Origin of the sequence: Helicobacter pylori FD535, assembly GCF_000296015.2 — a bacterium.
Lineage (GTDB): Bacteria > Campylobacterota > Campylobacteria > Campylobacterales > Helicobacteraceae > Helicobacter > Helicobacter pylori_CT.
In genome coordinates, this window is record NZ_AKHP02000019.1 from 62,783 (window position 1) to 86,775 (window position 23,993).

The following is a 23,993-nucleotide window of genomic DNA, read 5'->3' on the forward strand; positions in this document are numbered from 1 at the left end:
GGAAAAATTTGGATATTTTAGATTTGAACAAAGCGCAAGCGGTGCAACCAAATGAACAAGAGGTAGAGGATAAAGAGCGGGAGTCTAAAGAGCCGGTGGTTTTAGAAGATTTGAGCGCTTTAGCATGGCTTGAATTAGAAGAGTTTAGCCGCCTTTCAGGGCTTCCTAAAGAAAGGGTCTTGGAATTAGTGAATATCGGTAAAATTAAAAGTAAAATAAGCAACAACAAGCTTTTGATTGATGCGAGCAGCGGGACAAACGCTTTAATCAAAAAAGTAGAAAACAATTTGATTTCTATGGATATGAACGGGCGTTCTTTAGAGCCTGTGTTCGTGGAAAAGACCATTAACACGATTTTAAACTTGCATGATAAAGTCATTGGCGCTAAAGATGAAACGATTTCAGCCTTTAAAAATGAAAACATGTTTTTAAAAGACGCTTTAATCTCTATGCAAGAAGTCTATGAAGAGGATAAAAAAACCATCGATCTTTTGCGAGATGAACTCAATCAAGCGAGAGAAGAAATTGAATTTATGAAGAGGAAATACCGCTTGATGTGGGGGAAAGTCGCTGACATGAGCAGCGTGAATAAAAAGTAGTTTTAAATGACCACTTTGCTTTGAGGGCTTATTAGCGGTAATTTTATGTGAATATATGTTAGAATTTGGGGTGTTTTAACAGAATGCAAGCTTGAAGGAGAACCATGTCCATTTCACGCAGAAGTATCCTAACAAAAATCCCAGTCGCGTTCGCTAGTGCTAATGTTTTGAAAGCTACTAGTGTTTTTGAAAAAGTAGAATCCATTCCGCATGCAACGCATTTTGGCCCCTTTATCGCAAAGGTTCAAAATGGAGTGATTAAAGATATTGTCCCCCAAAAGAGCGATTATAACCCTACCATGATGTTAAAAGCGATGGTTGATAGGGTGTATTCAGATAGCAGGGTGAAGTATCCTTGCGTGCGTAAGAGCTTCTTAGAAAACAAAAAAAACCACAAAGAATTGCGTGGGAGAGAAGAGTTTGTGCGCGTGAGTTGGGATGTGGCGTTGGATTTAGCGGCTAAAAAGCTTAAAGAAATCCCTAAAGAAAACATCTATAATGCCAGTTATGGTGGTTGGGGGCATGCGGGCAGCTTGCATCGTTGCCATCATCTAGCATGGCGTTTTTTTAACACGACTTTAGGGGGGGCTATTGGCACTGATGGGGAATATGGCAATGGCGCGGCTGCAAGAATAAACCCTATGATTGTAGGGGATATGGAAGTTTATTCGCAACAAACCACTCACGAAGAGATGATTAAAAATTGTAAGGTGTATGTCATGTGGGGGGCGGATTTATTCAAGTGCAACCGCATTGATTATTTTGTGCCAAACCATGTCAATGACAGCTACTACCCTAAGTATAAAAGAGCTGGTATTCAATTCATCAGTATCGATCCCATTTATACCGAAACCGCTCAAGCCTTCAGTGCTGAATGGATACCCATTCGCCCTAATACTGATGTAGCGTTAATGCTAGGCATGATGCATTATCTTTATACGAGCAATCAATACGATAAAGCGTTTATCGCTAAATACACTGATGGTTTTGATAAATTCTTACCCTATTTGCTAGGAGAGAGCGATAATGCGCCTAAGACTTTAGAATGGGCGTCTCAAATCACTGGAGTGAGCGCAGAAAAAATCAAAGAATTAGCGGATTTGTTTGTTTCTAAACGCACTTTTTTAGCGGGTAATTGGGCCATGCAAAGAGCTCAGTATGGCGAGCAACCTGATTGGGCGTTAATTGTTTTAGCCAGTATGATTGGTCAAGTGGGCTTATCTGGTGGGGGCTTTGGCTTTTCTATGCATTATGGAGGGAACGCTCAAGCAAGCTCAGGGGCAAGAATTGTCCCTATGATTCCACAAGGGCATAATTCTGTAAAAAGCGTTATTCCAGCATCTAGAATTTCTGAAGCGGTTTTAAATCCGGATAAAGAAATTGATTTTATGGGTAAAAAACTCAAATTGCCTAAAATCAAAATGATCTATAATTGTGGGGCGGATTTGTTAGGGCATGAAGCTGATACAAACGAACTGATTCGCGCTTTAAGGACCTTAGATTGCGTGATCGTGCATGAGCCTTGGTGGACGCCTACGGCAAAATTTGCTGATATTGTCTTTGCTTCCACTAGCACTATGGAAAGAGACGATATTACTTTTGGAGGGAGTTATTCTAAAAATGTGGTTTATGCCATGCGTAAGGTGGTAGAGCCTGTTTATGAATCTAAAGACGATTATGAGATTTTCAGACAGCTTGCTTTACGCATTGGGGGCAATGAAACAGAACAACGATTCACTGAATCTAAGAGTTACATGGAATGGATTAAGGGCCTTTATGAAAAAAGCGATGGCCCCACTTTGAAATCATTTGATCAGTTTTGGAGGGATGGCTTTGTGGAGTTTGAAATCCCTGAAAATGCGAGAAAGTTTGTGCGTCATGCGAAATTCAGGCAAGACCCCATTAGTAATAAACTGGATACAGAGAGCGGGAAAATTCAAATTTTTTCTCAAAAATGCGCGGATTTTAAACTGGCTGATTTTAAAGGGCATCCTACTTGGTTTGAGCCAGCTGAGTGGCTAGGCTCTAAAATGGCTGAGATTTATCCGTTCCATTTAATCTCTCCGCACCCAAAATACCGTGTCAATTCACAGCTTGATAACACTTGGGTTAGGAATGTGTATAAAATTCAAGGCAGAGAGCCTGTAATGATCAACGAACTAGACGCTAATAAATTGGGCATTAGGCATGGTGAAATTGTAGAAGTGTTTAACGCTAGGGGGAGGTTATTAGCAGGGGCGTTTGTAACTAAGAATATCCGTCAAGGGGTTTTGAGTATCCAAAAAGGGGCGTGGTATGACCCAGAAGATGTTAGGGTTAGAAACCCACGATCAATGGAGGGCATGTGAATACGCTCACTTCTTTGCGCCCCACAAGCAGCATGACACAAGCCATTTCAGCCAATACCGCTTTAGTTAATATCAGAAGACTTAGAAAGTATGAATTAGTCAAGCCCTATCATTCCATTTCAACACCAAGCATTATTGGGGCTTAAAAGGAGTGAAGATACTAGCATGAGAGTGTTTTAGAAAAACTTAAGCGCTAAAGGCTTGAACGCTAGCCAAGCTAAAGCGTAATTCTCAATTTTTATATTATAATACCCAATCAATGCGTTTAATTTCTGTTTTCAATATTGACGCTTATAAGGATAAAAGATGAATATTTTTCAAACGAGTTTGAAATGCTGCATGGGGTTGGTTTTGTCTATGGGAGTCTTATTAGGGGATTCTAAAGCTTTTAAGATTAGGGTGGATAAAAGTTTGACTCCGCCCTTTTTGAATGTGCTTTCATTAGCTTTTAAACAAGACATGAGAAAAGAGATCGTTTTTGTTTTCACCAAAAGCAATAAGTTGAGTAAAAAAGTGCTTTGTGATTTTGACGCTTTTTTATTGCCTGAGGCTCTGATGAGCGGCATGCCTGAAAAAGCGCTATTCCATAAGGAGTTTTTATTCCAATCTAAAGAAAATAAAACGCTCTATGCGTTTTCGCTGATTGATACTCAATATTGTTCAAAAGGTGGAAATTACAGATACGAATTAGAAAAATTAGAACGCTGGTTTGTGCAAAAAGTGCCCGCATTGGCTGAAAGCTATAGGGTGAATTACAAGAATCAATACAATAAAACACAGATCCCACAAAAATAAAGAATGAGCGATGATTTTAGTATTAGATTTTGGGAGCCAATACACACAGCTGATTGCTAGAAGATTGAGAGAGAATGGGATTTATACAGAAATAGTCCCTTTTTTTGAAAGCATAGAAAACATTCAAAAAAAAGCCCCTGAAGGTTTGATTTTGAGTGGGGGGCCAGCGAGCGTGTATGCTAAAGACGCTTACAAGCCTAATGGGAAAATCTTTGATTTGAATGTGCCGATTTTAGGGATTTGCTACGGCATGCAATATTTGGTGGATTTTTTTGGGGGGGTAGTGGTTGGTGCGAACGAGCAAGAATTTGGTAAGGCTGTTTTAGAAATCACTCAAGATTCTGTGATTTTTGAAGGCGTGAAAACCAAAAGCCTTGTGTGGATGAGCCATATGGATAAAGTCATAGAATTGCCTAAAGGCTTCACTACTCTTGCAAAAAGCCCTAATTCGCCCCATTGCGCGATTGAAAACGGCAAGATTTTTGGCTTGCAATTCCACCCAGAAGTCATTCAAAGCGAAGAGGGGGGTAAGATTTTAGAAAATTTTGCCCTTTTGGTTTGTGGCTGTGAAAAAACTTGGGGGATGCAGCATTTCGCTCAAAGAGAAATCGTGCGATTGAAAGAAAAAATTGCTAACGCTAAGGTTTTGTGCGCGGTGAGTGGAGGCGTGGATTCTACGGTGGTCGCTACGCTATTATACAGAGCCATTAAGGATAATTTGATCGCTGTTTTTGTAGATCATGGCTTGTTGCGTAAAAATGAAAAAGAAAGGGTGCAAGCGATGTTTAAAGACTTGCAAATCCCTTTAAACACGATAGACACTAAAGAAATCTTTTTGTCTAAATTAAAGGGCGTGAGCGAGCCTGAATTGAAGCGAAAAATCATCGGCGAAACCTTTATTGAAGTGTTTGAAAAAGAAGCCAAGAAGCACCATTTAAAAGGCAAAATTGAGTTTTTAGCCCAAGGCACTTTATACCCTGATGTGATTGAATCCGTGAGCGTTAAAGGGCCTTCAAAGGTGATCAAAACCCACCATAATGTGGGCGGACTGCCTGAATGGATGGACTTTAAACTCATAGAGCCTTTAAGGGAATTGTTTAAAGATGAGGTGCGTTTGTTGGGTAAGGAATTGGGCGTTAGCCAGGATTTTTTAATGCGCCACCCCTTTCCAGGGCCTGGGCTTGCTGTAAGGATTTTAGGCGAAGTCAGTGAGAGTAAAATCAAACGCTTGCAAGAAGCGGATTTTATTTTTATAGAAGAGCTTAAAAAAGCCAATTTGTATGACAAGGTTTGGCAAGCTTTTTGCGTGCTGTTGAATGTCAATTCTGTGGGGGTTATGGGGGATAACCGCACTTATGAAAACGCTATTTGTTTGAGAGCGGTAAATGCGAGCGATGGCATGACAGCGAGCTTTTCATTTTTAGAGCATTCTTTTTTAGAAAAGGTTTCTAATCGTATCACTAATGAAGTGAGCGGTATCAATAGGGTGGTGTATGATATTACCTCTAAACCACCAGGAACGATTGAATGGGAATGATTATCTTAAAAAATAGCACTAAAAGTGGGATTTTTTGGGTAAGATTAGGAATTGATTTTAAAGAAAAAGAAAGAAAGGAAGTTAATGAAAAAAGGTAGTTTAGCGGTAGTTTTAGGATCGTTATTAGCGAGTGGGGCGTTTTATACGGCTCTAGCTGATGGAATGCCTGCAAAGCAACAGCACAATAATATGGGTGAGTCCGTGGAGTTGCATTTCCACTATCCTATTAAAGGCAAGCAAGAGCCTAAAAATGGTCATTTAGTCGTTTTAATCGATCCTAAGATAGAGGCTAATAAAGTTATCCCTGAAAATTATCAAAAAGAGTTTGAGAAGTCTTTATTCCTCCAATTGAGCAGTTTTTTAGAGAGGAAAGGCTATAGCGTTTCGCAATTTCAAGATGCTAGCGAAATCCCTCAAGACATTAAAGAAAAAGCGTTGCTCGTTTTACGCATGGATGGGAATGTGGCTATCTTAGAAGATATTGTAGAAGGGAGCGATGCGCTCAGTGAAGAAAGAGCGATAGACATGTCTTCAGGGTATTTGAACTTGAATTTTGTTGAGCCAAAAAGTGAAGATATTATCCATAGTTTTGGTATTGATGTTTCAAAGATTAAGGCTGTGATTGAAAGAGTGGAATTGCGGCGCACCAATTCTGGAGGTTTTGTCCCCAAAACTTTTGTGCATAAGATTAAGGAAACCGACCATGATCAAGCCATTAGAAAAATCATGAATCAAGCCTATCACAAAGTGATGGTGAATATCACCAAAGAGTTAAGCAAAAAACACATGGAACATTATGAAAAAGTTTCTAGTGAAATGAAAAAACGAAAGTAGTTTTTAAGAAACGAAAAGTTTAAAAATCCTTTAGAGCTGTTTTTAAAAAGTAGCTTTTTAAAAGGGTGGGGGAGTTGGATTAATAATTTTTGAGTTCCGCTTTTGATTTTAGCGGCATTTTTGAAAAATTACGCTCAAAAATTAGAAAATTCAGCTATAATAGTGCTTCATGTGAAAATTTCGGGGCGTAGCGCAGTCTGGTTAGCGCACTTGGTTTGGGACCAAGGGGTCGAAGGTTCGAATCCTTTCGCCCCGACCACTTTTTTGCATAATTTATTGTTCTGTTTAAAATTCTTTGGTAGAATATCGCTTCCTTTCGTTGAATGGTGGGAGTAGCTCAGTCGGTTAGAGCATCAGATTGTGGTCCTGAGGGTCGTGGGTTCAATTCCCATCTTCCACCCCATCTCATTAAATAAGCGTTTTGCCAAATTTATATTAGTCGTTTCTTTATTTGAATTGTAAGCGTTCGTAGCTCAATTGGATAGAGCACCAGACTTCGGATCTGGGGGTTAGGGGTTCGACTCCCTTCGGGCGCACCACCTAACGCCAATATCATGCGCTTGTAGCTCAGCTGGATAGAGCAACAGCCTTCTAAGCCGTAGGTCGCAGGTTCGAGTCCTGCCAAGCGCACCACTTTTGACATTCTTTAAAGAGGAGTTATGGATTTTTTAGAGTGGGGATTGCTCATTTTCTTAATTCTTGTTTTTCTTATAGGCATAGGATACTACATCTTTATGGTTTTTTCTTCTAAAGATTGATCATCAAAATAGCCCGATTACAAGAGGTAGGGTTGGAAATCTCTAAAACACAAATCTTGCATGAAAACATTAATAAAAGCGGTTATAAAAATCCAAAAATGAGAGATATGTAAGAATGAAAGATAGGCGAAATCCTACTATAAAAATATTAAAAATATTAAATAAAACAAGACTTGTTAAAAACTAAGGCTCTGTTTTTAATTGAACCTCAATCATAAAATGTAAAAATACTCAAAGCCATCAAGCAATATAGCGATCTGAAAAGAGGCTCATAATTGGGATAAAGCCCGCTTTTTAGGGATAAATAAAAAGCGCTTTCAAACTTGCATGGGTAACTTTATGGGGTGGAGCGTTTCTAATTTTTGGTATAATCGCTAGAAATGATGAGAAAGATTTTATCTTGTTTGAGTGGGGTTTTGCATGCGTTTATTATTGTGGTGGGTATTGGTGTTGTCATTGTTTTTAAATCCTTTGAGAGCGGTTGAAGAGCATGAAACAGATGCGGTGGATTTGTTTTTGATTTTCAATCAAATCAACCAACTCAATCAAGTCATTGAAACTTACAAAAAAAACCCTGAAAGAAGCGCTGAAATCTCTCTGTATAACACCCAAAAGAACGACTTGATTAAAAGTTTGACTTCTAAAGTGTTGAATGAAAGGGATAAAATTGGCATTGACATCAATCAAAATTTAAAAGAGCAAGAGAAAATCAAAAAGCGTTTGTCTAGAAGCATTAAGGGCGATAATTTCTACACTTTCATGAAAGACAGATTGTCTTTAGATATTTTGTTGATAGATGAAATTTTGTATCGTTTTATTGATAAAATCAGGAGCAGTATTGATATTTTTAGCGAACAAAAAGATGTGGAAAGTATCAGCGATGCTTTCCTTTTGCGTTTAGGGCAATTCAAACTCTACACTTTCCCTAAAAATTTAGACAATGTCAAAATGCATGAATTAGAGCAGATGTTTAGCGATTATGAATTGCGTTTGAACACTTATACCGAAGTCTTGCGTTACATCAAAAACCACCCTAAAGAAGTGCTTCCTAAAAACTTGATCATGGAAGTGAATATGGATTTTGTGTTAAACAAAATCAGCAAGATCTTGCCTTTCACAGCCCATAGCTTGCAAGTGAGTAAGATTGCGCTTGCTTTGATGATTTTAACCTTATTGTTAGGTTTGAGGAAGTTGATCACTTGGCTTTTAGCCAAATTCCTGGATTGGATTTTTGAAATCATGCAACGCAATAAAAAAATGCATGTCAATGTGCAAAAAAGCATTGTTTCGCCGGTTTCTGTCTTTTTAGCCTTATTTAGTTGCGATGTGGCTTTAGACATTTTCTACTACCCTAACGCATCGCCCCCTAAAGTTTCTATGTGGGTGGGCGCGGTGTATATCATGCTTTTAGCGTGGTTAGTGATAGCGCTTTTTAAAGGCTATGGGGAAGCGTTAGTTACGAATATGGCTACCAAAAGCACGCACAATTTTAGAAAAGAAGTGATCAACTTGATTTTAAAAGTCGTGTATTTTTTGATCTTTATTGTCGCGCTTTTAGGGGTTTTGAAACAACTAGGGTTTAACGTTTCAGCCATCATCGCTTCTTTAGGGATTGGGGGGTTAGCGGTGGCTTTGGCGGTTAAAGATGTGTTAGCGAATTTTTTTGCTTCGGTCATTTTATTATTAGACAATTCGTTTTCTCAAGGGGATTGGATTGTGTGTGGTGAAGTGGAGGGCACGGTGGTGGAAATGGGGTTAAGGCGCACCACGATCAGAGCCTTTGACAACGCTCTTTTGTCCGTGCCTAATTCAGAATTAGCCGGAAAACCCATCAGGAATTGGAGCCGTCGTAAAGTGGGGAGGCGTATTAAAATGGAAATAGGCTTAACTTATAGCTCCAGCCAAAGTGCTTTACAGCTTTGCGTGAAAGACATTAAAGAAATGTTAGAAAACCACCCTAAAATCGCTAACGGGGCCGATAGCGCTTTGCAAAATGTGAGCGATTACCGTTACATGTTTAAAAAAGATATTGTTTCTATTGATGATTTTTTAGGGTATAAAAACAATTTGTTTGTCTTTTTAGACCAGTTTGCGGACAGCTCTATTAATATTTTAGTGTATTGCTTTTCTAAAACAGTGGTTTGGGAAGAGTGGCTAGAAGTCAAAGAAGATGTGATGCTAAAAATCATGGGGATTGTAGAAAAGCACCATTTGAGTTTTGCTTTCCCATCGCAGAGTTTGTATGTGGAGAGTTTGCCAGAAGTTAGCTTGAAAGAAGGGGCTAAAATCTGAAATTATTGGTAAATATATTCTTTAGTTAAGGGGAAAGTGTTATCCACGCTGTTGGTTAAAAGCAGTTGGAATAAATCCGCGCTCCCCACCCTAAAGGCGGACGCGCAAGTCCTTAAATACAGATCCCACATGCGGATAAAGCGTTCATCATAGCCGAGTCTTTTCACTTGGTCCAGATTGTGGTTGAAGTTGTCTCGCCAAATGTCTAAAGTCTTAGCGTAATGGATGCGTAAGCTTTCAGCCATGAGCAAGTGGAAGTCGCATTCGCTCATCACGCTCATCACTTCTCTTAAAGAGGGCAAGTAGCCGCCTGGAAAGATGTATTTATCCACCCATGCGTTAGTCTTGCCTTCAAAACAGCATAAAATGGAGTGGAGCAAAAACATCCCGCCTCTCTTTAACACTTCTTTAACTTTTTTGAAATAAAAGGGTAAATTATCCTTACCCACATGCTCAAACATGCCCACGCTCACCACCTTATCAAAGCGGTATAAGCGCCCGTCTAAATCCTGGTAATTCAATAACTTGATCGTTACTTTATCCTCTAACCCTAGCTCTTGGACTCGTTTGTTAGCCTGTTTGTATTGCTCGCTAGAAATGGTGATCCCCATCACTTCCGCCCCATATTCTTGTGCGGCTTTTACAGAGAGATAGCCCCAGCCACAGCCTATATCCAGCAGTTTTTCGCCAGGCTTTAGGTGGAGCTTTTTTAAAGTGTGATCTAATTTTTGGAGTTGGGCGGCATGGAGGGTGTCATCGTCTTTTTTGAAATACGCGCATGAATAGCTTAAGGTTTCATCCAGCCAAATAGAATAAAAGTCATTCCCTAGATCGTAATGTTTAGAAATGTTGGAGCTTTCTTTGAGAGGTTTTTGGACAGCTTTAGCGTTATCATGTTTGTGCAAATGCTCATAATTGGTTTGCAAATACAAAGAATGCATCACCTCATCCATAGAGCCTTCAATATCAATCACGCCGTCCATATAAGCCTCAGCAATCGTCAAAGACATGTCTTTTTTAATATCGCTAAATTTTAGGGGGCGATGGATCTTAAGGGTGAATTTAGGCGAATGTTCGCCATTCCTATAAATGCTATTATCCCAAAAAACGACCTGATAATCGCCGTTTTTCCACTGCTTGAACATGCTTTTGAGCAAAAATTTTGAAATCATTTGTCTATTCCTTAACTCATTTTCAATTTTTTGAGCGTTAATTATAATGAATTTTAAGCCAAAAACACCCCACAAATAAGCATAAATTCAACCTCTATTCTCTAAATTTTTAAAAGCATGTTAAAATTAAGAGATTTAAACAAATTTAAGGTAACACGATTATAAAGATGCAAAAATCACTGATCACAACCCCCATTTATTATGTGAATGACATCCCTCATATTGGCCATGCTTATACGACTTTGATTGCGGATACTTTAAAGAAGTATTACACGCTTCAAGGCGAAGAAGTCTTTTTTTTAACCGGCACCGATGAGCATGGGCAAAAGATTGAACAAAGCGCGAGACTCAGGAATCAAAGCCCTAAAGCTTACGCTGATAGCATCAGCGCGATTTTTAAAGACCAGTGGGATTTTTTCAATTTAGATTATGATGGTTTTATCCGCACCACAGACAGAGAGCATCAAAAATGCGTGCAAAACGCCTTTGAAATCATGTTTGAAAAAGGGGATATTTATAAAGGCGCTTATAGTGGGTATTATTGCGTGAGCTGCGAGAGTTATTGTGCGATCTCTAAAACGGACAACACGAACGATAAAGTCTTATGCCCTGATTGCTTGAGAGAGACCACGCTTTTAGAAGAAGAGAGTTATTTTTTCAGATTGAGCGCGTATGAGAAGCCTTTATTGGATTTTTACGCTAAAAATCCTGAAGCGATTTTGCCCATTTATCGTAAAAATGAGGTAACTTCTTTCATTGAGCAGGGTTTATTGGATTTGTCTATCACGCGCACGAGCTTTGAATGGGGCATTCCTTTACCTAAAAAAATGAACGATCCTAAACATGTGGTGTATGTTTGGCTGGACGCTTTATTGAATTATGCGAGCGCGTTAGGGTATTTGAATGATTTAGACAATAAAATGGCGCATTTTGAACGCACTAGGCATATTGTGGGTAAGGATATTTTACGCTTCCATGCCATTTATTGGCCAGCTTTTTTGATGAGTTTGAATTTGCCCTTATTCAAACAGCTTTGCGTGCATGGGTGGTGGACGATAGAGGGCGTGAAAATGAGTAAGAGCTTGGGTAATGTTTTAGACGCTCAAAAGCTCGCTATGGAGTATGGGATTGAGGAATTGCGTTATTTTTTATTGCGTGAGGTGCCTTTTGGACAAGATGGGGATTTTTCTAAAAAAGCGTTAACAGAAAGGATCAATGCGAATTTGAATAACGATTTGGGGAATTTGTTGAATCGCTTGCTAGGCATGGCTAAAAAATATTTCAATTATTCTCTAAAAAGCACAAAAATCACCGCTTATTATTCTAAAGAGCTGGAAAAAGCGCATCAAATTTTAGATAACGCTCATTCTTTTGTGCCTAAAATGCAATTGCATAAAGCTTTAGAGGAATTGTTTAACATTTATGATTTTTTAAACAAGCTCATCGCTAAAGAAGAGCCGTGGGTTTTGCACAAAAACAATGAATCAGAAAAACTAGAAGCCTTATTGAGTTTGATCGCAAACGCGCTTTTACAATCAAGCTTTTTGCTCTATGCGTTCATGCCAAAGAGCGCTATGAAGTTAGCGAGCGCTTTTCATACAGAAATCACGCCCAGTAATTACGAACGCTTTTTTAAAGCCAAAGAATTACAAGATATGATTTTACAAGACACCGAGCCTTTATTTTGCAAAATTGAGAAAATTGAAAAGACTGAACAAGCGGGAGAAGCCTCACCAGAAAAAAACGCAAAAGAAAAAAAAGATGAAAAAGAAAAAAAAGACGCAAAAGAAAAAGCCCCACCAAAACAAGAAAACTATATCAGCATTGAGGACTTTAAAAAAGTAGAGATCAAAGTGGGGCTTATCAAAGAAGCTCAAAGGATTGAAAAATCCAATAAATTACTGCGCTTGAAAGTGGATTTAGGCGAAGGTTATTTGAGGCAGATTATCTCAGGGATCGCTTTGGATTATGAGCCTGAAAGTTTGGTGGGCCAAATGGTGTGCGTGGTGGCTAATTTAAAACCCGCAAAGCTTATGGGCGAAATGAGTGAGGGCATGATTTTAGCGGTGCGAGATAGCGATAATCTGGCTTTGATTAGCCCTACAAGAGAAAAAATTGCAGGAAGTTTGATCAGCTAAATGCGATTAGGGGTGAATGAAGCCGTAGAATTAAGTTTGGGCGAATTGCAAAACACGCCCTCAATCAGCTATTTTAATTCTATTGTTTTGTCTTTAAACAAAGTCCAAAAAGGCTCTTTATTTGCCGCTAAAGATCACACGCTCATCCCTAAAGCTTTAGAGTTAGGGGCTTATGGGATTTTATACGCAGGAGAGTATCCTTTAAGCGATAGGGATGTGGCATGGATCAAGCTTAAGGATATAGAGCATTCTTTGAACCATTTGTTTAAATTTTGCTTGTTGAATGAGCGCGTGGTTGGAGCGCTGTTAAGCTCTATAGAATTAGAGATCGCTTCTAAAATCATGGTGAGCAATTTTGTGTGGTGCTTGAAAGAGAGCCTTGAAGATTTATTCATTATAGAGGGGTGTAAAATAGCCTTTTTTGATAAATTGGAGTGGCTCCATTTGTTTTATAAGCAAGAGCGCTTGAAAGAAGATTTAAAGGAAGATTTAAAAGAAAGCCGTTTAAGCGTTCTCAACCAATCGTTTTTTTGCAGCGCTTTAGTCTATGAAAAACAAGAATACGAATTCAAAATGCCATGCATCTTTTTAGAGCCTTTAAAAAGGGTCATTCAATTGTGCGAGAAATTGCAAATTAAGTTTGATTTGAATCTTTTGGGCAAAAAAGAATACCCTTTAGATCATTGCAAACCCTTTTTTGTGAATAAGAATCTAGAAATAGCACCTTATGGCGCAACGGCAAGGGTGATTGTCGCTGAGACTTCAAAAGAATTGTTTGAAATGATGCTTCAAAAAGCCCTTGAGACCTTATCGTGGGGGAAAATTGTCGTGTTTTGCCGTAAAAACAGCGCGGCTTTCTTTAAAAAAACCAACCCTTATTTTTACACCACCCAAAACAACTTAAAAGAGCAATTAAAAAATTTATCGTTTAATTTCGCTTTTATTTATGGGATTAGCTCTCATCATTTAGAATCCCTTCTAAACCCCCCCTTTTTTAAAAAAACCCCCACGCTATGGTAAGTCATGCTCATTTGTAACGATAAGTCCAATCCAAAAACCCTTTTAGAAGAAATCATGGCGTTAAGGCCATGGCGTAAAGGCCCTTTTGAAATTTCTCAAATTAAGATCGATAGCGAATGGGATAGCTCTATTAAATGGGATCTAGTCAAAAACGCCACTCCTTTAAAAGATAAGGTTGTGGCTGATGTGGGTTGCAATAACGGCTATTACTTGTTTAAAATGCTAGAACATGGGCCTAAAAGTTTGGTGGGGTTTGATCCGGGCGTTTTAGTCAAAAAACAATTTGAATTTTTAGCCCCCTTTTTTGATAAAGAAAAAAAAATCATTTATGAGTCTTTAGGGGTAGAGGATTTGCATGAAAAATACCCTAACGCTTTTGATGTCATTTTTTGCTTAGGGGTGCTATACCATAGAAAAAGCCCGCTAGAGGCTTTAAAAGCCTTGTATCATGCTTTAAAGATGAAAGGGGAGTTGGTGTTGGATACGCTTATCATTGATTCGCCCCTAGACATCGCCCTTTGCCCTAAAAAAACTTATGCTAAAATGAAAAATGTTTATTTTATCCCCAGTGTTGGCGCGCTAAAAGGGTGGTGCGAAAGGGTAGGGTTTGAAAATTTTGAGATTCTTAGCGTTTTAAAGACCACGCCTAAAGAACAGCGTAAAACGGATTTTATTTTGGGGCAGAGTTTGGAAGATTTTTTGGATAAAACAGATCCCTCTAAAACTTTAGAGGGGTATGACGCTCCTTTAAGGGGGTATTTTAAAATGCTTAAACCAAGCAAGCGTTAGTTTCAATAAAGGATAAGGTAGTGCAAGAATCAGTCGTTCGTGTGGATTATGACTCTTTAGAGATTTGTAAGAATTTCAAACCAAGCGTTGGCACTGAATTGGTCGTTTTAGAAAAAGATATAGCCCATGCGTGTTTCAAGGGCAATGAAAGCATGGTGTATGAAGAAAATTTTGTGCATGCCGGGTTTGTGCTGATTGCGTGCAATTATGCGGCCTTGTGCGCGTTGAATAAAAGACACAGCGTGGTGGTTTCTAATAACATCAATTTTTATGCCCCCCTAGAATTGAATCAAGAAGCGCTCATTAAAGCGCAAGTGGTTCAAGATGGCGTGAAAAAAGCTGAAATAAAAATAGAGGCGTTTGTGTTAGACATTCAGGTTTTAGAGGGAATGATAGAAATCGTGGTGTTTGATAAAAAGCCTTTTAAATTCAATTTTAAAGAAGAGTAGTTCAATGGTTATTGTTTTAGTCGTGGATAGCTTTAAAGACACCAGTAATGGCACTTCTATGACGGCGTTTCGTTTTTTTGAAGCACTGAAAAAAAGAGGGCATGTTATGAGGGTGGTTGCCCCTCATGTGGATAATTTAGGGAGTGAAGAAGAGGGGTATTACAACCTTAAAGAGCGCTATATCCCCCTAGTTACAGAAATTTCACACAAACAACACATTCTTTTTGCTAAACCCGATGAAAAAATCTTAAGAAAGGCTTTTAAGGGAGCGGATATGATCCATACTTATTTGCCTTTTTTGCTAGAAAAAACAGCCGTAAAAATCGCGCGAGAAATGCAAGTGCCTTACATTGGCTCTTTCCATTTACAGCCAGAGCATATTTCCTATAACATGAAAATGGGGTGGTTTTCTTGGTTTAACATGACGCTTTTTTCGTGGTTTAAATCTTCGCATTACCGCTATATCCACCATATCCATTGCCCGTCAAAATTCATTGTAGAAGAATTAGAAAGATACAACTATGGAGGGAAAAAATACGCTATTTCTAACGGCTTTGATCCCATGTTCAGATTTGAACACCTGCAAAAAAGCCTTTTTGACACCACGCCCTTTAAAATCGCTATGGTAGGGCGCTATTCTAATGAAAAAAATCAAAGCGTTTTAATCAAAGCGGTTGCTTTAAGCAAATACAAACAAGACATTGTATTATTGCTCAAAGGCAAAGGGCCTGATGAGAAAAAAATCAAACTTTTAGCCCAAAAACTAGGCGTGAAAACGGAGTTTGGGTTTGTCAATTCCAATGAATTGTTAGAGATTTTAAAAACTTGCACCCTTTATGCGCATACAGCCAATGTGGAAAGCGAAGCGATTGCGTGTTTAGAGGCTATTAGCGTGGGGATTGTGCCTGTTATCGCTAATAGCCCTTTAAGCGCGACCAGGCAATTTGCGCTGGATGAACGATCGCTGTTTGAGCCCAATAACGCTAAAGATTTGAGCGCTAAAATAGACTGGTGGTTAGAAAACAAGCTTGAAAGAGAAAGGATGCAAAACGAATACGCTAAAAGCGCTTTAAATTACACTTTAGAAAATTCAGTCATTCAAATTGAAAAAGTTTATGAAGAAGCGATCAGAGATTTTAAAAATAACCCCCATCTCTTTAAAACCTTATCGTAACAAAAGGATAAAAAATGCAAGAAGTCCATGATTATGGGATTAATTTTTGGAGCAATAACGAATTTAAGATAGAAAAAGGCTTGGTTAAAGTTTGTCATGGCAAAAACCCCTCGCTTTTAGAAATCGTTCAAAGCGTGCGCGATAAGGGCTATAGAGGGCCTTTGTTGGTGCGATTCCCCCATTTGGTGCAAAAACAAATCAAAAGCCTGTTTGATGCGTTTTCTTTAGCGATTAAAGAGTATCAATACAGCGGGGCTTTTAAGGCGGTTTTCCCTTTAAAAGTCAATCAAATGCCCTCGTTTGTTTTCCCTTTAGTGCAAGGGGCTAAAGGTTTGAATTACGGGTTAGAGGCCGGGAGTAAATCTGAACTCATCATTGCGATGAGTTACACTAACCCCACAGCCCCTATCACCGTGAATGGCTTTAAAGACAAAGAAATGATTGAGCTTGGCTTTATCGCTAAAAGCATGCAGCATGAAATCACTTTAACGATTGAGGGTTTGAACGAGTTAAAAACCATTATCGCCGTGGCTAAACAAAACGAGTTTTTAGCCTGCCCTAAAATTGGCATCCGCATCCGTTTGCACAGCACTGGCACTGGCGTTTGGGCAAAGAGTGGGGGGATCAATTCTAAATTTGGTCTTAGCAGCACTGAAGTTTTAGAAGCGATGCGCCTTTTAGAAGAAAACGACTTGTTAGAGCATTTCCACATGATACATTTCCACATAGGCTCTCAAATCAGCGATATTTCGCCCTTAAAAAAGGCTTTAAGAGAAGCGGGAAACCTGTATGCAGAATTGCGTAAAATGGGCGCTAAAAACCTTAATAGCGTGAATATTGGAGGGGGGTTAGCCGTAGAATACACCCAACACAAGCATCACCAAGACAAGAACTACACTTTAGAAGAATTCAGCGCTGATGTGGTGTTTTTATTGAGGGAAATTGTGAAAAATAAGCAGGAAATAGAGCCGGATATTTTCATTGAATCAGGCCGTTACATTTCCGCTAACCATGCCGTTTTAGTGGCCCCGGTGTTAGAATTGTTTTCGCATGAATACAATGAAAAATCCCTAAAAATCAAAGAAAACAATAACCCCCCCTTGATTGATGAAATGCTAGACTTGCTTGCTAATATCAATGAAAAAAACGCCATTGAATACTTGCACGATAGTTTTGATCACACCGAGTCGCTATTCACGCTTTTTGATTTGGGCTATATTGATTTGATTGACAGGAGCAACACTGAAGTTTTAGCCCATTTGATCGTCAAAAAAGCGGTGCAGTTGCTTTATGTTAAGGATCATAACGATATTTTACGCATTCAAGAGCAGGTCCAAGAGCGCTATTTATTGAATTGTTCGTTTTTCCAAAGCTTGCCGGATTATTGGGGCTTGAGACAGAATTTCCCGGTCATGCCCTTGAATAAATTAGATGAAAAGCCCACCAGGAGCGCGAGCTTGTGGGATATTACTTGCGATAGCGATGGGGAAATCGCTTTTGATTCCACAAAACCCTTGTTTTTGCATGATATAGATATAGATGAAGAAGAATACTTTTTAGCGTTCTTTTTAGTGGGAGCGTATCAAGAAGTTTTAGGCATGAAACACAATTTATTCACGCACCCTACGGAATTTAGCGTGGTTTTTGATGAAAAAGGCGATTATGAAGTGGAAGATATTTGCGAAGCCCAAACGATTTTAGATGTGCTAGACGATTTGGACTATGACACTAAAGAAATTGAGCGCCTTTTAAAACAAAAAATTGAAGACAACAACAAGCTAGACATGGAAGAAAAGAAAGAAATCATGGGGCGCTTGTATGTCATGCTGAGCGAAAACGGGTATTTGCGCACAATTTCTTAAAAGAACGCTATAAATGGATTTAAACGACTTTAATCGCTATAAATCAATAGAAGAATGAAAAAAATAAAAGAGATTAAAAAAAGGAGACCCCACAAGGGGGGGTTATTCTACCTCGCCCTCATTTTTAAGTTTAAGAGCAGTTGCCTCATCACCCTCCGCAATCACATTACCCTCATCATCATAAACCTCATCTCGCATGCCATAAGACCAACGATTGTCTTTTAGCAAGTTTTCGGTAAGACCTGCGCATGTTAAATCGTATTTATTGATACCGCCATCGCATAAGAGTTGAGCCACAAATTTCGCCTCTTTTTGATTTCTAGGTAAAATCCACGCCCACTCTTCCAAAGTAATACCATTCTTATCGCCATTTTTAGAATTAAGCACATAAATCTCCATCGCTTTACAAAAAGTAAAGACATCGCCCATACCCATATTATCAAAGCTATCAAACATACAATTTTCAGGGTCTCGGCTTTCAATCATAGCGTTAAACTCCAAATCGGTGTGGTGTTTAAAACTTGACGCATAAGATAGCGCATGGAGAATAATTAAACTCGCTTGAAACCCTCCGCCATTATAACTCATAGGAGCGAACAACACACCAAGTCTTTTAGACCTTTTTTCGTTAGCATAAAGCGCCACCATAGTAAGAAAACTACCCTCATTCTCATCAGCGAAATCAAAGTCCAATTTGAATTTGCTTTCTTTCTCTTTAGAAGTTGAAGTCCTTTCCTTAATGGTTGGTCCGCTCGTTACGATTTTAAGCCCTTTCAACAAATCATCAGCTCTTTTTTCAGCGTGATTATGAGAAACTTCATTCAAAGGAACTTCTTTAAACCACTTTAAGAATTTTTCGCTATTGAAAGCGTAAGAAGCTTCGTTGCCTTTTTCGCTCCTTAAGGTTACACGATTAAACCCAATATTAATGACTTTAGCCTCCACCACTTTGTTATTGATTGTGGCTTTGACTGATGTGCCTATTTTTAATTCATTTTCGTTTTGAAAACCCATAAAATACTCCTTGATAAAAATTTTTAAAATCCGTTGCAATTATCCGTTTAATGTCCTTTATCTTTTCAGCATGGCGTTGTTCCTCCTTGTTGGGGTGTGGATTTTGCTTAAAATTTTCATGATCTATTGCCCCTAAAATCGCCTTGAAGGCGGTAAGCGCCATTAAAAATACAGCCAGTCAGTATTTCTTCAATTTGCGATAATTCCGCATTTTTTAGCGCTTCTCTAGGCGTTTCAACGATCAGTTTAGCTTGTGTTAATCGCACACACTCTAACGCTCGCTCTCTAGATTTAAAACTCCCCAATTCCCCAATATGGTTGAGGAACTGCTCGCTCATGGGTCTATCCATGTCAATCACAAGATTAAAGGTAACATAAAGCGACTGAACGCTCAAAGAATCTCCAACAATAAAGGTAAAATTAAGGGTGTCATCAAGCGTGTTGTGTTGGATATTGTCTATTAGCGCGTAGTTAAGCTCTAATTTTTCTACTTGCTTTATCGCTATGACGATGTCTTTAGAAAGAGAAGCGCTAATTTTTTCTAATTGTTTCAACAAATCTTTAGGCGGGATAAAACCACGCTCTATATCAGCGTCTATCACGCTTAAAATCGTTCTTTTATCCACTGCCTTATTATGCTTTAAATCGTTAGCGATTTTGTGGATTTGAAGGTTTTGTTTATAGCTTTGTTTTGACGCTTTCTCTTTTTCTCGCCATTCAATGACTTCCCTCTCTTCTTGTTCTATGTCTGCAACATCAAAGATTTTGGGAAAACCACGATTTTGTTTCGCTCTGATAAAGCTTTTAACGCTATCTTCAAGATGTTCGCGAAAATCATCAAAACCACCGTCAGATTGTGGCATATAAAGCGCTTCTATTTGAGTTTTAGCGATTTCATTAAACTCCATGCCGTTATGTGTATCAGGGTGTTTTGAAAAGAATACGGCTAGTTTGTTTTTAAGAGCGTTGAGGGATTGTTCTAATTGATTGGGTGTTGAGAATTTGATGTCTGAAAAGCTGTCTTGTGTCTTGTTAAAGTCCTCACCCGGTGAAGCGTTGATCAATTCTATAGAGCCTTTGCTTCCACAATAACAGATCGCTTGTTGGTTGAATATTTGTGCTAGCACCAATAAATAATCCCTTAAATTAAATACGATAGTAGATTCATTAGCGAACACCAAAAAGCTCGTTTCTTCATGGGGTAAAAAAGGATCTTGCGGGCTGTCTTTTAAAGAGTTAAGCGTTTGAACAAACCCTATAAAATCACGCTTATTCTCTAAATACGATTGTAACTTTTCCGCTCTTTCTGTATTTTGCTTGGGGGTGTATCGGTATTTAGCGACAAACTCCTTACTAGACATAAAGTCTTTCACGCTCGCCTTAGCGTTATTCTTTAAAAATCTGTCCATAAAATGCTCCCCCAATAAAAAACAAAACCTCCTATAAAGGTAATTGTTGCCTTTAAAGAAGTCCTTAATCCCAATGGGTTTATCCCAATCCACTTTAACCGATTTGTCCTGCCAATAGAGCAAGCGCGTTCTTAACTGAGCCAATCTATCAGCGCCAGATTGAATGCAACCGCTTTTAGCCGCCCCTATCAGTAATTTTTGCTCATCATCATTGAAATCTCTGTAAAAAGCGTCTTTAAAGGGTTTAAAGGCTGAGATGATCCCAAAGGGTAGCCCGCTTTTGATTTTCTCACACACCTTTTTAAGATCGCTATTTCCAATTGTTTCGTCCTCAATAGCAGAAGCTTTCGTGTTAGAAACTTCAATGGCGCTGTTTTTAGTTTTGGAGGCTTTCTCGCTCCCAATAATCTCCTTAACGAATCGCTTCGCTCTATTTTGAGCCACTTCTCCAGCCACAAAATCCTTTTCAAAATCTTGTAACAAATAGTAGTATCTGGTTGGCTTCCCGCTCTCATCGTTCAATAACAATAAAAAATCATAATCTATTAACATGTCAAGTCCTTTTTTTAAAATCCATCCTTAGCGTTATTTGACTTTATAAGGCTTGTAAGCTTTTTGCCACTTTTTCAAAATCCTCTTTTGCAAAGCTCAACCCAAAAGCTTCCTCATGCCCGCCAGCTTGTATTAAAGGAATGGTTTTAATCTGGCTTAAAAAATCCCCATCACCTCTAGCGCTACCGCTATACCCGTCTTTATTGTCTTTATAGATACAAAGTGAGCGATTGGAAGGGTATTTTTTTAAAAAGTTATTAGCCACTAAACCGCTGATACCCCATTTAACAGAGCAGCTTTCATCTAAAATGGCCACTAATATTTTGTTATAAGAAAAAATTTGAGCGCTTTCTTCGTTCTCTTTCACCATTTTCTTTTTAATGTCGTTGTATCTTTTGAATTCCTTAACATTAAATACGCTTAAACGCGGATCGCTTAAAAGCGTGATAGCGATCAATTCTTTTTCTAAAGGAGTGGTTTGTATTTGAAAGATTTGACTAAACACTAAAGCGCTTGTGAAAGCCCCGCTATAATAGTTAGCGTCTTTTTCATCATTCAGGTTAATGTAGGCGGTTTTATTTTCATCAATCCAATCAACTTCAAAACTCTTATGGTGGTCTGTGATGATGCATTGTTCAAAACGCTCTAATAAGATTTCTTGCAATTGTGTATCAGCGGCCAAATCCGCCCCCAAATCAGCGCTAAACAATAAGGGGTCTTTTTGGAATTGGTTTTTAATGCAATCCAAGCGGACTAATTGGTTGGTTTTAGGGTTAAAGATGCAAGGTTGGGACAATAAATCATTTATCGCTAGATCAGTGAAACCATAGCCATGCGCATTCCTTAATGGGCTAAAGAAAAAGAAATCTTTAATACCCAATCTGTAACACACAGACATTAAAACGCTGCCAGCTAACATGCCATCACAATCATTATCCGTATAGAAAACAATGGGGCGGTGTTGTTGGACTTCTTTGAAGAAGTCTTTAAAAATCCTTTTCTTTGACATCTTTAATAGCTCTTTTTTAGGCATTGATCACTCCTTTGTTATTTTGATGCTTAGCGATCTGTAATCATTCTAGATCAAAATCATCTTCATCTTCCTCTTCATATTCCTCTTCTTGCCCTTCTATGTGCAAAACGGGCGTGATAATTTCATACAAAAATTTGTATCGCTCTTGGAGGGACTTCTCATTCCACTTCCTATAATCGCTATACAATTCTTTAGTGATGTCATAACAGCTAATCGCTTTGCTTGTGTCTTTGCCACCATAAATTTTTCTTTTTTCATCAAAATCCATGTTTAAAGCTTTCGCGTTCTTTTTACGCTTTAAAAGGGTTAAATTTGCGATCCTATTCACCCATTCTTCTCTTTTTTCTTTGTTAAAATCCGCGTTCCATTGACTGCCTCTTTTGGGGTTTTGGGGCAAAATATGCTCCACTTGGGTTTCGGCATCCATAACGATAAAATGGGGTTTCTCTTCATCTGCCATGAAATAATTAGCTAGGGCTAAGACAGGACGCACCCATTTGCTAGGATAAACAGAAGAGCTCTCCCATAAGTTATAAAAGTATTGGTTAAAGGTGTTATAAGAGTCTATGTTATGCAATACAAGCTCTTTGATGGTTTCAATGCCTTTATTGTTTTTAACGTTTTTGATAATGTTGATACTGGTTTGTTTGATGCGCATGATCGTGCCTCCTGCAATCCAAGTTTGGTAATAGTAAGACACTAAAAGCTTTTTCAAAGCGTCAAAATCAGGGTATTTGACATAAAGGGCGGTCGTTAAAATACTAGCCCAATACCTAGAGGGGAGATACCTCAATAAATAGATGTATCGGTCTTGTTTTTTTAGCAATGCGGTATAGGCTTTCATGAACTCGCTGATCTCATAGATGAACCCGCAAGCGTCTTTTTTGCTATCTTTGAACACCTTTTTTAATCCCTTATCGGCTCTCTTTTTAGAAGTGCTAGGATCAGCGTATTCCAAATACATGTTAAAAAAGTCTTCCAAATCAATATTTATGCCTTCAACGCTCTTGCAAGCTTCAACCAATTTGTCCCAAGTGGTTATAAAAACCTTACGCTTTTCACTATCTTGTTTGATTTCTTGCATCAAACTGGATTTTAAAATATCAATGGGGCTTAAGGGTTGGCCTCTGTCGTTTAACACTTGAAAGATTTGCATCGCGCTGTCTTGCTCAAAACAAATGATCCTGGTCAAAGCAATGTGTTCATAAAACCACTTGACAAAATCATCAATACCGATTATTGAACCATTTTTCATGCTCTCATTCAACAGCTCCTTGAAATAATAAGCGTTACGCAAATAAGTGTTTTCTTCAAATTTCTTATTCAACTCGCTCTTTTTAATGTTGTCTTCAAACTCCAAATGGTTTAACACCGTGTTTTCAAAAATGCTATTGTAATTTTGAGTGGTTAAAAACTTCAGACGCTCTTTTTCTTTATCGTGTCTGTCATAAATACTCTCTTTAATAAAAGCTTTAGATTTTTGCCCAAGACTATCTTTATAAAGCCTTAAAATCGTGCAAGCCAGAATGATAAAACTCGTTAAGCGTTTGTTGGCCATCCACAACATCCCATCTTTTATCTTTTTGATTTTCAGCGATCACAATAGAGCCGCAAAAATACTCGTCTTCTCTGTTGTTGGTATAGCTGCCCACCAAATCATCAATCAAAGCCCCTAAATGATCTTTATCCCACACATAAGGGCGTTGGTAATCGGGAACTTGGTAAAAAAATTCACTATCCACTAAAATTTGATGGAGTTTTTTTAACTCTACTTCTACTTTTGCCATCACCTTCTCCTTTGAATTTAACTCTGTAAGCCCCACTGATTTAAAAATGGGGCTTATCGAATCAAATGGTTCAAAAATGTTGCGGTGCGGGTTAATGGAAAGGGGAATAATAAAAAGGAGGGGATTTTTAAGTCGGTTTTGGTAAAAGTTATTGTAAAAGTTATTGTAAAAGTTACAACAATAGGGTAGCGTTGCTTGATTGGATGATTGGATGATTGGATGATTGGATGATTGGATGATTGGATGATTGGATGATTGGATGATTGGATGATTGGATGATTGATTGAATGAATGCCATTTCTACCCCTTTTTGAAAAAAAGATGACATTCGGTGTTGTATCTAGCGGTATTCAATCAATGGTTAATGATGCGTTTTATTTAATGATGTGTTTTATTTAATGATGTGTTTTATTTAATGATGTGTTTTATTT

15 protein-coding genes, 4 tRNA genes and 2 pseudogenes are annotated in these 23,993 nt (G+C 38.4%); 16 read left to right on the plus strand and 5 right to left on the minus strand.

Translation table 11 applies throughout. The annotated features are described in order from the left end of the window. The first annotated feature begins 8 nt into the window (after window positions 1–8). From DV63_RS12130 to DV63_RS12180, 10 genes and pseudogenes are all read left to right on the plus strand, one after another. Window positions 9–599, plus strand: a complete 591-nt coding sequence (locus DV63_RS12130; protein WP_000352044.1) for a DUF3972 domain-containing protein — start codon at window positions 9–11, stop codon at window positions 597–599. Window positions 600–703: 104 nt separating this feature from the next. Then, a pseudogene (locus DV63_RS12135) lies at window positions 704–3,093 on the plus strand (molybdopterin guanine dinucleotide-containing S/N-oxide reductase). 160 nt (window positions 3,094–3,253) lie between these two features. Continuing rightward, complete coding sequence (locus DV63_RS12140; RefSeq protein ID WP_001020217.1) at window positions 3,254–3,742, plus strand: hypothetical protein; 489 nt, start codon at window positions 3,254–3,256, stop codon at window positions 3,740–3,742. Between the two features lie 10 nt (window positions 3,743–3,752). Beyond that, window positions 3,753–5,279, plus strand: coding sequence for a glutamine-hydrolyzing GMP synthase (gene guaA / locus DV63_RS12145; RefSeq protein WP_000604592.1), 1,527 nt, complete (start codon window positions 3,753–3,755; stop codon window positions 5,277–5,279). 84 nt (window positions 5,280–5,363) lie between these two features. Then, window positions 5,364–6,113: an HpaA2 protein gene (gene hpaA2, locus DV63_RS12150; RefSeq protein ID WP_000715785.1), complete on the plus strand. Its 750-nt coding sequence runs from the start codon at window positions 5,364–5,366 to the stop codon at window positions 6,111–6,113. 181 nt (window positions 6,114–6,294) lie between these two features. Further along, window positions 6,295–6,372, plus strand: a tRNA-Pro gene (locus DV63_RS12155). 67 nt (window positions 6,373–6,439) lie between these two features. Further along, window positions 6,440–6,516 (plus strand) — tRNA-His (locus tag DV63_RS12160). A gap of 59 nt (window positions 6,517–6,575) precedes the next feature. Further along, window positions 6,576–6,652, plus strand: a tRNA-Arg gene (locus DV63_RS12165). A 17-nt stretch (window positions 6,653–6,669) separates the two neighbouring features. Further along, a tRNA-Arg gene (locus DV63_RS12170) sits at window positions 6,670–6,746 on the plus strand. A 545-nt stretch (window positions 6,747–7,291) separates the two neighbouring features. Then, window positions 7,292–9,163, plus strand: a complete 1,872-nt coding sequence (locus DV63_RS12180) for a mechanosensitive ion channel family protein (protein ID WP_001238109.1) — start codon at window positions 7,292–7,294, stop codon at window positions 9,161–9,163. A gap of 2 nt (window positions 9,164–9,165) precedes the next feature. On the opposite strand, the gene cfaS is transcribed toward DV63_RS12180, so the two are convergent. After that, window positions 9,166–10,335, minus strand: a complete 1,170-nt coding sequence (cfaS, locus tag DV63_RS12185; RefSeq protein ID WP_000623762.1) for a cyclopropane fatty acid synthase — start codon at window positions 10,333–10,335, stop codon at window positions 9,166–9,168. Window positions 10,336–10,502: 167 nt separating this feature from the next. On the opposite strand from cfaS, the gene metG reads away from it, so the two are divergent. The 6 genes from metG to speA are packed head-to-tail and all read left to right on the plus strand — an operon-like array spanning window position 10,503 to window position 17,767. After that, entirely contained in the window at window positions 10,503–12,473 is a 1,971-nt protein-coding gene (gene metG / locus DV63_RS12190) for a methionine--tRNA ligase (RefSeq protein ID WP_001172498.1), read from the plus strand. Then, window positions 12,474–13,493, plus strand: coding sequence for a hypothetical protein (locus DV63_RS12195; RefSeq protein ID WP_001236475.1), 1,020 nt, complete (start codon window positions 12,474–12,476; stop codon window positions 13,491–13,493). A gap of 3 nt (window positions 13,494–13,496) precedes the next feature. Then, the gene (gene cmoB / locus DV63_RS12200) at window positions 13,497–14,282 is read left to right on the plus strand and encodes a tRNA 5-methoxyuridine(34)/uridine 5-oxyacetic acid(34) synthase CmoB (protein WP_000903922.1); all 786 of its coding nucleotides are present in this window, start codon (window positions 13,497–13,499) and stop codon (window positions 14,280–14,282) included. 20 nt (window positions 14,283–14,302) lie between these two features. Further along, window positions 14,303–14,731 (plus strand): hotdog domain-containing protein, encoded by a 429-nt coding sequence (locus tag DV63_RS12205; protein WP_001158308.1) that lies wholly within the window; start codon window positions 14,303–14,305, stop codon window positions 14,729–14,731. A gap of 4 nt (window positions 14,732–14,735) precedes the next feature. Next, entirely contained in the window at window positions 14,736–15,905 is a 1,170-nt protein-coding gene (locus tag DV63_RS12210; RefSeq protein WP_000237293.1) for a glycosyltransferase family 4 protein, read from the plus strand. Window positions 15,906–15,919: 14 nt separating this feature from the next. Next, complete coding sequence (speA, locus tag DV63_RS12215) at window positions 15,920–17,767, plus strand: arginine decarboxylase (protein WP_001158580.1); 1,848 nt, start codon at window positions 15,920–15,922, stop codon at window positions 17,765–17,767. A 102-nt stretch (window positions 17,768–17,869) separates the two neighbouring features. On the opposite strand, the gene DV63_RS12220 is transcribed toward speA, so the two are convergent. From DV63_RS12220 to DV63_RS12235, 4 genes and pseudogenes are all read right to left on the minus strand, one after another. Beyond that, window positions 17,870–18,781: a hypothetical protein gene (locus DV63_RS12220; protein WP_020982398.1), complete on the minus strand. Its 912-nt coding sequence runs from the start codon at window positions 18,779–18,781 to the stop codon at window positions 17,870–17,872. A gap of 116 nt (window positions 18,782–18,897) precedes the next feature. Continuing rightward, window positions 18,898–20,742 carry a hypothetical protein gene (locus DV63_RS12225; RefSeq protein WP_000904323.1) on the minus strand — a complete coding sequence of 615 codons (1,845 nt, stop codon included), beginning with the start codon at window positions 20,740–20,742 and terminating at the stop codon, window positions 18,898–18,900. Between the two features lie 43 nt (window positions 20,743–20,785). Further along, window positions 20,786–21,775, minus strand: a complete 990-nt coding sequence (locus DV63_RS12230) for a DHH family phosphoesterase (RefSeq protein WP_001124677.1) — start codon at window positions 21,773–21,775, stop codon at window positions 20,786–20,788. Between the two features lie 40 nt (window positions 21,776–21,815). Then, window positions 21,816–23,562: pseudogene (locus tag DV63_RS12235) on the minus strand (DUF262 domain-containing protein). Window positions 23,563–23,993: the final 431 nt, after the last annotated feature.

Excerpts from the sequence above, each read along its gene's own strand:
- DV63_RS12140 (WP_001020217.1), top strand. The coding sequence starts at position 3,254 with ATGAATATTTTTCAAACGAGTTTGAAATGCTGCATGGGGTTGGTTTTG.
- guaA (WP_000604592.1), top strand. The coding sequence starts at position 3,753 with ATGATTTTAGTATTAGATTTTGGGAGCCAATACACACAGCTGATTGCT.
- hpaA2 (WP_000715785.1), top strand. The coding sequence starts at position 5,364 with ATGAAAAAAGGTAGTTTAGCGGTAGTTTTAGGATCGTTATTAGCGAGT.
- DV63_RS12180 (WP_001238109.1), top strand. The coding sequence starts at position 7,292 with ATGCGTTTATTATTGTGGTGGGTATTGGTGTTGTCATTGTTTTTAAAT.
- cfaS (WP_000623762.1), bottom strand. The coding sequence starts at position 10,335 with ATGATTTCAAAATTTTTGCTCAAAAGCATGTTCAAGCAGTGGAAAAAC.
- metG (WP_001172498.1), top strand. The coding sequence starts at position 10,503 with ATGCAAAAATCACTGATCACAACCCCCATTTATTATGTGAATGACATC.
- DV63_RS12195 (WP_001236475.1), top strand. The coding sequence starts at position 12,474 with ATGCGATTAGGGGTGAATGAAGCCGTAGAATTAAGTTTGGGCGAATTG.
- cmoB (WP_000903922.1), top strand. The coding sequence starts at position 13,497 with ATGCTCATTTGTAACGATAAGTCCAATCCAAAAACCCTTTTAGAAGAA.
- DV63_RS12210 (WP_000237293.1), top strand. The coding sequence starts at position 14,736 with ATGGTTATTGTTTTAGTCGTGGATAGCTTTAAAGACACCAGTAATGGC.
- speA (WP_001158580.1), top strand. The coding sequence starts at position 15,920 with ATGCAAGAAGTCCATGATTATGGGATTAATTTTTGGAGCAATAACGAA.
- DV63_RS12220 (WP_020982398.1), bottom strand. The coding sequence starts at position 18,781 with ATGGGTTTTCAAAACGAAAATGAATTAAAAATAGGCACATCAGTCAAA.
- DV63_RS12225 (WP_000904323.1), bottom strand. The coding sequence starts at position 20,742 with ATGTTAATAGATTATGATTTTTTATTGTTATTGAACGATGAGAGCGGG.
- DV63_RS12230 (WP_001124677.1), bottom strand. The coding sequence starts at position 21,775 with ATGCCTAAAAAAGAGCTATTAAAGATGTCAAAGAAAAGGATTTTTAAA.